Source organism: Desmonostoc vinosum (assembly GCF_059505385.1).
In genome coordinates this window covers 1-3,003 of sequence record NZ_JCACKM010000323.1, presented here as the reverse complement: position 1 = coordinate 3,003, position 3,003 = coordinate 1, and the positions used below count along the sequence as shown (strand labels likewise).

The 3,003-nt window shown below is 40.3% G+C and carries 2 protein-coding genes; both read left to right on the top strand.

Annotation, left to right across the window (positions count from 1 at the left end; all coding sequences use genetic code 11):
* Positions 1 to 390: 390 nt before the first annotated feature.
* Positions 391 to 2,793, top strand: coding sequence for an NHL repeat-containing protein (locus AC5JMF_RS32265; protein WP_495799783.1), 2,403 nt, complete (start codon positions 391 to 393; stop codon positions 2,791 to 2,793).
* Entirely contained in the window at positions 2,786 to 2,944 is a 159-nt protein-coding gene (locus AC5JMF_RS32260) for a hypothetical protein (RefSeq protein WP_495799784.1), read from the top strand. The genes AC5JMF_RS32265 and AC5JMF_RS32260 overlap by 8 nt, the downstream gene beginning before the upstream one ends.
* Positions 2,945 to 3,003 lie beyond the last annotated feature (59 nt).

The window sequence follows — 3,003 nt, the reverse complement described above, 5'->3', positions numbered from 1 at the left end:
CAGCCAGAAAATTTATTTTCTGGCGAGTATCCGACTTTTGCAAGAGGTCTAATGAGTCTGCCGCAATAAAGTTATAAAAATTACATATCTATTTGTCTCTGTATTTAGTCCATTTCTAATGGACTTTTGCTATAAGACAGGGATTTACAATCCCTGGCGGTAGAGAGCGAAGCCGAACAATTAGGTAAGTTTTGCGACTGACAGTTTGAAAGGTGCAAGATCTGAGGAAAAGCCGATAAACCATAGTGTAAGTGCAATACTATCAGAGGTTTAACAGCTATCAAATTATTGATAATTGATACTTCGACTACGCTGAACACAAGTTTGCTCAGTACAAGTAATTGATAGTGCAAAATACCAGTTTCAAGCAATTACCAACTCGGAAAATATATGAAAAAAAAATTCCTTCCTTCGTTAAGTAAACTCCGTCGCCAGCTTAATCAGCAGATTCGGAGGTTATCTCAGATTAGATATTGGCAAAAAAGAACGGCTAACTTTTCGACTCCACTCAAGGTCAAAGTTGATCGCAATCGAAGCTTTAATTTTTTATTGTGTCTCATCATCGCAGTAATTGTTACTTCAATAGGAATAACAACAGACTGGGCAACACCTGTAATATCCAGTTCAGATAATGTTAATAATCAGCCTTCAACCGAACACATAAATTCTGTATCTAGCAGCAGAATATCAGATTTAGCAACACCTGTAACTTCTTTAGCTAGTAACAAAACGTCTCAGACTAGTAATAGCTTGAGTGGTGAACAAAAATCTTATAAAACATCTTGGATAGGTAATAGCTTTGGTGGTGGAAAACAATGGGTACAAAACAATATTGAGGGAATGTATGTTGCTGCTGATGGTACAGTTTATACTAATAGCCATTGGGATGAAGGAGGTTCAGAAGCAGGAAGATATAAGGATGGTAATGTTATTGGTGCCCTTGCAGATACTCATGGCTGGGGTCGTACTGGTGGTAAAGCTGTCACAGCAGACAGTAAATATATTTATATCGCGATGATTCAGGGTGCGATCGGTAAGACAAAAGAGGATTACCCTTTAGAAGATACAATTTGGTATTGTGTCAGACGTTATGACTTATCTGGCAAGCCTGCGCCATTTCCCCAAGGGCGAGGTTGGGATCAGAGTATGCTGATCATCAGCAATAAAAGTGAAGTGACGGGATTAGCAACTGTCGATCGCCAGTTATATGTGAGTGATGCTACTACGAATCGAATTCGTGTCTACAACACAGACACAATGAAAGAATTACGCAGCTTTAATGTTGCTAGTCCAGGCCAAATTACTATTGATAAAAAAGGCAATTTGTGGATTGTTCAAGAGCAAAATGCTGATAACCCTGCAAAGATTGTGCATTATTCCCAGGCTGGAAAGCAATTACCCCAACAAATCAAAGATGTAGTTCAACCAACAGCAGTTGCTGTTGATCCTCAAGGCAGACTTTTAGTAGCAGAAAATGGGCCGCGTCAGCAAATACTGATTTACAACATTAAAAATCAGCCAGTGCAGATTGGTAGCTTTGGGGATAAAAATGGCATTTATGCAGATATTCCTGGTGAAGTCAAAGATTTGAAATTTTATGGCTTAACTGGTGTTGGTACAGATGCCGCAGGCAATATTTACGTCAATAGTAACGGTTTTAATAAATCAGGAACAGATTTACGGAAGTTTTCGCCATCAGGAAAACTACTTTGGCGATCACTAGGACTAATATTTGTAGATAATGCTGATACTGATCCCAAAACGGATGGGATTAACGTATTTACCAAACAAGAAAACTACCAGATGGACTACAGTAAATCTGCTGGTCAACAATGGATTTACAAGGGTTACACTTTAAACGCTTTCAAATATCCTCAAGATGCACGTTTGCATACATCACCGGATGCTACTTTTGTGCGACGCATCCAAGGTAAGCCCTTTTTGTTCTTGACGAATATGTACAGCAGTTTTTTGCAGATATACCGCTTCAATCCAGCTACGGATGGTAAAATTGCCATTCCATCTGGAATGTTTGTCGGCACTGATAGTAGAGGCAAACAATCCATTGACGGAAATTGGCCGCCCCATCAACCCGAAAAAGGAGAATGGATTTGGCGAGATCGCAACGGTAATGGTACGTTTGAAAAAAATGAGTACGATACCAGCAACGATTATCCCTACATTGGCGGCTGGTGGGTAGACAGCAAAGGTGATGTGTGGAAAACTTTACGTACTAAAGATGGTATCCGGCACTATCCTTTACAGGGAATAGATGCTCAGGGCAACCCCATTTATAGCTACAGTTCGATGCAAAAGCAAGCTACTCCTAATATATTTACTGATTTGCGACGTATCGAATATTTTCCAGAAACAGATACCATGTATTTATCAGGTTTTACTAGCGATCGCCCTGCGGTTGGCGACGATAGCGGAGTTGTAGGATCAGAAGTTGCCCGGTTTGACAATTGGAGTCAAGGAAACCGCACTCCTCGTTGGCGTACTGTGGTTCCCTACGACACCACAGGCAAGCGAGAAGTTGCTACCGCTGCCATGAGTGTTGCTGGAGATTATGTGTTTGCCGTCACAGTGAAAACCGCAGAGGTATATGTTTACAATGCAGCGACAGGGAAGCAAGTAAAACTTTTAAAACCTGGCCCTGAAGTGGCTAATGAAAGTGGTTGGATTGACATACCCTACGGTATCCGTGCTTTTCGTCGTGCTAATGGCGAGTATTTAGTCTTTGTTGAAGAAAACTGGAAAGCAAAGGTAATAATGTATCGATTTATTGGGTAAACTCAATACTCAAAAACAATCATTTGATTTTACTTATCTTCGTAGCAAAATTTCTCATGTTCAGAGCGATCGCACTTTTGCAGAAATAGTTAGTAGATCACAGCAATGCGATCGCTCATCCTTTGATCATACTAAGCTGTTCCATATATAACTTGTATAATTAGGGCGGGCAAGATGCCCACCCCACAAGAGTTTTATTTAATTTGATTA